The organism is Auritidibacter ignavus, assembly GCF_003703835.1.
Lineage (GTDB): Bacteria > Actinomycetota > Actinomycetes > Actinomycetales > Micrococcaceae > Auritidibacter > Auritidibacter ignavus.
Window position 1 is genome coordinate 85,114 of the sequence record NZ_RDQR01000008.1, and the last position, 6,984, is coordinate 92,097.

7 protein-coding genes are annotated in these 6,984 nt (G+C 60.5%); 6 read left to right on the forward strand and 1 reads right to left on the reverse strand.

From position 1 onward, the window contains the following. Window positions 1-2 precede the first annotated feature (2 nt). From dop to DYI20_RS06010, 6 genes are all read left to right on the forward strand, one after another. Entirely contained in the window at window positions 3-1,769 is a 1,767-nt protein-coding gene (gene dop, locus DYI20_RS05985) for a depupylase/deamidase Dop (protein WP_244924663.1), read from the forward strand. 48 nt (window positions 1,770-1,817) lie between these two features. Then, window positions 1,818-2,024 (forward strand): ubiquitin-like protein Pup, encoded by a 207-nt coding sequence (locus tag DYI20_RS05990; RefSeq protein WP_110110152.1) that lies wholly within the window; start codon window positions 1,818-1,820, stop codon window positions 2,022-2,024. A gap of 95 nt (window positions 2,025-2,119) precedes the next feature. Further along, window positions 2,120-3,553, forward strand: a complete 1,434-nt coding sequence (pafA, locus tag DYI20_RS05995) for a Pup--protein ligase (RefSeq protein WP_122549082.1) — start codon at window positions 2,120-2,122, stop codon at window positions 3,551-3,553. A 108-nt stretch (window positions 3,554-3,661) separates the two neighbouring features. Then, complete coding sequence (locus DYI20_RS06000) at window positions 3,662-4,660, forward strand: FKBP-type peptidyl-prolyl cis-trans isomerase (RefSeq protein WP_122549083.1); 999 nt, start codon at window positions 3,662-3,664, stop codon at window positions 4,658-4,660. A 62-nt stretch (window positions 4,661-4,722) separates the two neighbouring features. Further along, window positions 4,723-5,118, forward strand: a complete 396-nt coding sequence (locus tag DYI20_RS06005) for an FKBP-type peptidyl-prolyl cis-trans isomerase (protein ID WP_110123141.1) — start codon at window positions 4,723-4,725, stop codon at window positions 5,116-5,118. 44 nt (window positions 5,119-5,162) lie between these two features. After that, a complete protein-coding gene (locus DYI20_RS06010) occupies window positions 5,163-6,770 on the forward strand; it encodes a WYL domain-containing protein (RefSeq protein ID WP_122549084.1) in 1,608 nt (535 codons plus the stop codon). On the opposite strand, the gene DYI20_RS06015 is transcribed toward DYI20_RS06010, so the two are convergent. Further along, the coding region (locus DYI20_RS06015; RefSeq protein ID WP_147472536.1) for a transposase at window positions 6,758-6,984 on the reverse strand (227 nt) is incomplete at its 5' end. The two genes, DYI20_RS06010 and DYI20_RS06015, sit on opposite strands and share 13 nt — an antisense overlap.

Below are 6,984 nucleotides of genomic sequence, written 5' to 3' on the forward strand. Positions count from 1 at the left end.
CGGTGACCGAGCACCAGCAGAGCTCCAGCCAGCGCCCACCAACGCTGTTGCCCGCAGGCGCCCAAGACCTCGTCCCCGCCGGACGAGCCACCGTGGGATGGGGTGTCCACCGGGTGGTGGGATTAGAAACCGAGTACGGGATTCACGCCCCCACCCAGCCGGGGGCATCCCACGCAGCCCTCTCGTTCGATGTCGTCAACGCCTACGCTCAAAAGCTTCAGGACGACCACGTCCCGGTGGCCGGCACCGAGTGGGACTACGGGGAGGAATCCCCGTTGATGGACGCCCGCGGATGGCGGATCCCGGTTACCGAAGCCCACCCCACCCAGCTAACCAACCAGCCACTCAACGATGCTGAGGGCAAACCGATCCACCAGCTGGTCAACACCTTATTGCCCAATGGGGCACGGTTCTACGTTGATCACGCCCACCCGGAATACTCCTCCCCAGAGACCACCAACCCTTGGCAGGCGATGATCTACGACCAGGCCGGGGATCTGATCATCGGCTCGGCGGTAGCGTATCTGAACGCCCACAGCCATCGGGCCGCGGTCCAAATCTATAAAAACAACACCGACGGCAAACTCGCCTCCTACGGGGCCCACGAGAATTACCTGGTGGACCGAGGCCTGAATTTCGAAGAACTCACCGCCCGACTCCTGCCGTTTTTCGTCGCCCGGCAGGTGATCACCGGCTCGGGCCGGGTCGGGATCGGCATCAGCGACCGCCGGGCTGGGTTCCAGCTCTCCCAACGCGCAGATTTCTTTGAAGAAGAAGTCGGGATCGAGACCACCATTCACCGCCCGATCGTCAATACCCGCGACGAACCACACGCGACCGCTTCCAGCTACCGGCGGTTGCACGTCATTATTGGTGATGCCAACCTCAGTCAGTGGGCCACCTGGATGCGGGTGGGCATGACCTCGCTGGTGTTGCACATGATCGAGCTAGGAACCGCCCCCGCCCTCGAGCTGGCCGACCCGGTCGCAGCGTTGCAAACTATCAGCCACGATCCGTCGTTGCAGGCCACAGTGACCGTCAATGGTGCCGGCCAATATACCGGGCTGGATTTACTAGAACGCTACCTGGAGGCCGCCGAAGACCACGTGCAACGTTTTCAGATCACCGATGAACAGACCCGTCAGGTGCTCTACGAATGGCGGACTGCCGTGGACGGGTTGCGCACCGACCCGTATCAGTTCAGTGACCGGATCGAGTGGCTCGGCAAATACCGGTTGCTCGATGCCATGCGCGCTCGGACGGCCACTGGCAGGTGGGACGAGGCCAAACTGGCCATGATGGACCTGCAGTGGGCCGATATTCGTCCCGACAAGGGCCTCTACCACGCGCTGGTAGCCCGGGGGAGCATCCGCCAGCTCGTCGACGATACCGTCGTTCACCGGGCGGTGATGCACCCGCCGGAGGACACTCGGGCTTATACCCGCGGTCGCAGTATTGGCATCTTTGGCGCCCATCTGGCCGGGGTGTCCTGGGACAACCTGGTCTTCCGGCCCTACCACGAGGGCCGGCTCTACCGGCTGGACCTGCGCGAGCCCTTGGCCGGTAGCAAGGCCGAAATTCGCCACCTGCAAGAGCTGTCTACCGGTGCCCCGGTTGGGAAGGACACCGAGATCTTCCGCCCCGGACGCCAGCCAGTCCCGGCGACACCCTCACCGCAGACCAATCAGGCACTCACCGAGGTGCTCACCGTGCTGAGCCGATACCACAACGGGCCACGCTCTCAACGCAGCACCCGGTATGACCGCTAGGCTCAGGACCACCACACACCATTAGGACCGATCAGGAGGATCACCATCATGGCAGCTCAACAGAACTCACCCCAGTACCGCGACCAACGTGAAGATCAGGACGACCCGGGCACCCCGGAACCGGCGACCGCACCGGCGACCAGTAGCAGCTCCTCGGCCGGGGACCTGGACTCGTTGCTCGACGATATTGACGACGTCTTAGAAACCAACGCCGAGGAATTCGTCAAAGGTTTCGTCCAAAAAGGTGGCCAGTAAACCCTCGATAGCACCACCAGCACCACGAAGGCCACAACCGTCTCAGACATTGTACCCTCGGCGTGGCTGAGACACAGAAAGGGGAGCCTCACACCATGGACCATCGCGCTTTCGGCGTGGAAACCGAATATGGGGTGCACTATGTTCCCTCCGGAATTGACCCCCGCACCGGCAGTCCCACCGGCCGGCTGAGCCCCGAGGACGTGGCCCGCTACCTGTTCCGGCCGGTGGTGTCCTGGGGTGGCTCCTCCAACGTGTTCATCTCCAACGGGTCTCGGCTCTATCTGGACGTGGGCTCCCATCCCGAATACGCCACCGCCGAGTGCAGTCTGCCCAGTGAATTGATCGCCTCGGACAAAGCCGGTGAGCGCATCTTCGGTGAGCTGGCCCACCGGGCCGAAGCGGCCCTGGCCGAGGATGGATTTTCCGGAACCATCTATCTCTATCGCAATAACGCCGACTCCCAGGGCAACGCGTTCGGCTCCCACGAGAACTACACCATCACCCGGTCGCTACGGTTTCGGCGGCTCACCGATGCGTTGATTCCTTTCTTGATCACCCGCCAGCTGATGACCGGATCCGGTGTGGTCATCCCGGACCCCTCGCAACTACCCGAGCAGGCGAGGTTCCCGGTGAACCCCGAGCCCCATTTCGCCTTCTCTCAGCGTGCCGACTACGTCCAAGAAGGGGTGTCATCCTCCTCCACCAGGGCGCGTCCGATCATCAACACCCGCGATGAACCCCATGCCGATGCGGCGGTACACCGGAGGCTGCACGTCATCGTCGGGGACTCGAATATGTCCGAGACCACCCAGTTGTTACGGCTGGCCACCACCGATCTGATGTTGCGGATTCTGGAGGCTGGGGTGCCCCTACCGCAGTTGCAACTAGCTCACCCGGTCCGCGCCATTCGGCAGGTCTCCCATGATTTAACCGGAACCGAGCAACTTGACCTCGCTGAGGGTGGTACCCGTTCGGCATTAGAAATCCAGTGGGAGATTCTGGCCTTGGCGCAACACTTTATTCAACGACATGGTGCCCACCACGATGAATTATCGGCGGCCATGCAACTCTGGGAGCGCACCTTGGAGGCCGTGGAGGCCCAAGATTTTTCTCGGATTGATACCGAGATCGACTGGGCTATTAAGTACCGGTTTATCAACCGCTATTGCGAGAAAAACGGTTATGGTCTTGATCACCCGCGGGTCAAACAATTGGATCTATCCTATCACGACATCAACCCCGATCGGAGCTTGTTTTACTTGTTGCAATCACGCAATGCAGCCCGTCGGGTCCTGCCCGATCAGGACATCGCCCACGCCACCGAACACCCACCCAAGACCACTCGAGCCAGTATTCGTGGCCGGTTTATCCGTGCTGCCCGCGATGCGGGGATGGGATACGCCGTGGACTGGACGCATCTGAAATTGGTCGATTTCCCGCTTCATACCGTTCATACAAAAGATCCGTTAGACACAGATTCCAGTCAAGTCGATGAACTCTTGGCACGGGCTGGGCTCGAGGGATAAACCACGGTGCAAAATCTGTCACGCCTGCCGATGTTTGTGTAACCATTGGTAAAGAGAACCCCACCGGGAATGTCTATATCAATTACATGATCGAGGATCTATTTGTCCATGGCTAAGTTGTCTTCCCCTTGTTCACAACGCGCAACCCGACGCGCAACACTGATCACGAGCCTCGCCCTGAGCGCGTCCCTGATACTGTCCGGTTGTGGTGGCGCCGAAGGCACCGGCGACGTTGATGCTCTGGATGTCGTTGACTTCGAACAGTCCGACCCACAGCAGGCTCCTGACGTGACCGTGGATGGAGCGATCGAGGCCGATGAGGTCTCCACCCGAGTTTTGGAACAAGGCGAGGGCGAAACCTTGGATGACGAAGATCTGGCCCTGATCCACACGGCGGTGGTTGACCCGACCAATTCTGAGGTGACACAAGAATCGTTCACCGGCAATGGGGAGGCCCTCTACATCGATCCCCGCTTAGCCGAAGAAGACCCGACCCTACACGAAGCGCTAACCACGAACCCCATCGGGTCCCTGATGGCCTACTACGTGCCAGCCAACACCTATGGCAACGGCACACCCGATCAGCTCTTGGTGTTTCGGATCTCCGAAGAATTGCCCACCCACGCCGACGGCGAACCCGTGGACGAATCAGAATTAGACCCCGCCTTGCCGACCGTCACCGAGAACGAGGAGAACGGCGAGCCCACCATCGAAACCCCGGAAGGCGACCCCCCGGAGGACCTCGAAGTCGAGGTGCTGAAGGAAGGCGAGGGCGAACAGGTCGATTCCAACTCGTTTGTGACCGTCCAGTACCGCGGTATTAAGTGGTCTGATGGTGAAGAGTTTGACTCTTCCTGGGCCAACCGTAGCCCAGCACAGTTTGACATCAACGGCTTGATTGAGGGTTGGAAGGAAGGCCTGGACGGTCAGCAGGTCGGCTCCCGCGTGCTGATCTCGGTTCCGCCCGAGCAAGGTTATGGCGATTCGGAAGGTCATGAGCTCCAGGAGGAAACCCTGGTGTTCGTCGTCGACATTCTGCACAAAGTCGACATGACCCCGCCCGAAGGTGCCGACCAGCCTGCTCCTTCAGATGAGGCCTCTGAATAGGACGACAAACACGATAGGGTGTGCCCCAACACCCCTAAGTAGCAACTCTGTGAGGATTCACCATGTCTTTTGGCCAACGCCACTACGACCGGACCCGTCCCGAGATCGATTTTCCGGGGGATACGCCTCCGACTGAGCTGGTCATTGAGGATGTGATCACCGGGGCCGGCCCCGAGGTCACAGCCGGGGATAAAGTTTCCTGCCACTACGTAGGTGTCGCCTGGTCGACCGGTGCCGAGTTTGATGCCTCGTGGAACCGAGGCACACCTCTGGACTTCACGGCCGGAATCGGTCAGGTGATCCCAGGCTGGGATCAGGGGTTACTCGGCATGAAGGCCGGAGGCCGTCGTCGCTTGGAGATTCCACCCCACCTGGCTTATGGTGAGCGTGGTGCCGGTGCTGACATCGGCCCGAACGAGACCCTGATTTTCGTCGTCGACCTGGTGAGCGTGAACTAATTAGCACCAAACAACAGCGCAGTGTTGAACGCATCGTCTCCCTGATGTGGCTCCTGCTGGACTCCACACAGGGACTGACGAAGCGTCAGATTCGGCACTGCGTTGACGACTATCGCGAACTCAACGACGACAGTTTCGACCGACAGTTCACCCGGGATAAGACCAGTCTGCGAGACATCGGCATCCCGCTGGTTTCCGATGAGATCGAAACGCTGGAGCACACCGAGCACCGGTACCGGATTGATCGGGACCAGCTATTCTTGCCTCCCATCGATCTGGAACCAGAAGAGTTCCGTGCCCTGAATCAGGCCCGTGGGGTCTGGGACCATACCCCACTGCAAGCTGCAGCACGACGTGCCACCGGCCGGATGGGACTGCAGACGGCCACTCAGTACGAGCACGGTACCGAACCCAGCCTCTCAGCACAGCTGGCCAATACGTCGAAAAACCTGGTGCAACTGTCCAAGATGGCTCTCGCCCAGCAGGTGATCCGATTCGGCTACCGTGCTGCAGATGGCACCTACTCGGCCCAGCGGTCCGTCCGGGCCTGGGTCGTGGTCATGGCCAACGGACAGTGGTATCTGGTGGGGTGGGATCTGGACCGACAAGCGGTCCGGAATTTCCGCCTGACTCGGTTCACCACTGATCCCAAACCGGTCACCGACCGTGACCCGAATACACTACCGACCGACTCCCAACGCCCGGTAGATCTGGACGTGTCCGCACTGCAACGTCAGCTGATCCCCACCGACGATCCGCTCACCACGGTGCAGGTTTGGGTTGCGGACGGCCACGGCCCGCAATTGCGAATGCTGGGGACCGTACTGCAGTCCTCGAGCTCGACCCCGGGTTGGGACCTGGTAGAGATTCCAGCCGCACACACCGTGGGCATCCACCAGCTTTTGGCTCGCGCGGTCGGCCACGTCGTGGTGGACCCACACCATCACCCCGATCTGGCGCAGTCGCTTCTGGCCCAGTGGCAACAGGTCATCGACGCCCACCAGCGACCCGATCCCGCCGGTTTTGATCTTCGAGCACCCAAACGTGAGCGCTTACGGGCCGCCGAAACCGAGCGGATCGCCCGTTTGCTCGACATTGTCGCAATTCTCAATGTCCGCGGTCGAACCAGTCGCGAAGAGCTCAAGTCTCGGCTGGGTTTGAGCGATCAGCAACTGAGCAAAGATCTCAACGTATTGCAGTTCTGTGGGATGCCCGAACGAGATTTTGCCGGCCAGCAATTTGATATCGACCAGGTCGGTGATTCGGTGGAAATCTACCAGGCCGAAGACCTACAGGCGCCGCGCCGGTTCTCACGGCCCGAGGGCACGGCCCTGCTCTCAGCCCTGGATGCCCTGCAACGACAGGGAATCGCCAGCGAGCAGGAACTACAGGCCATCCGCAGTGCCCGGGCCAAAATTGATCGTGCCATCCGAACCTCAGCACCGGCCGATCATGATGACCCCGACCAGTCCCTTAACATCGTGGCTTTATTCCCGGACCTATCCTTGGGCCCCTACCAACAGCTGGCTCAAGATATTCACCGGGCCATCAGTGACCGCCGGGTGATCGTTATCGACTACTACGGCCAGTTCGCTGATCGAGTCACCACCCGGGAGATCGAACCGTTGCGATTACTGGCTCATCGTAATTGAGAGTGTAGAACTGGTCTGAAGCCGCCGGACTCGAGCAGACATCTCGCGATGTAGTGCGTGAGGTTGCGGAACCCCAGTGCTGACCCGCGTAGGTGTTCGAGCCTGCCATTGATCGCTTCGGTAGGCCCGTTCGACGTTCCCGGTCGGGTGAAGAACGCCAGGATATCAGCAGCTCGACGCTTCAGAGTCCGTCCTAACCGCTTGAGTTCGGCCA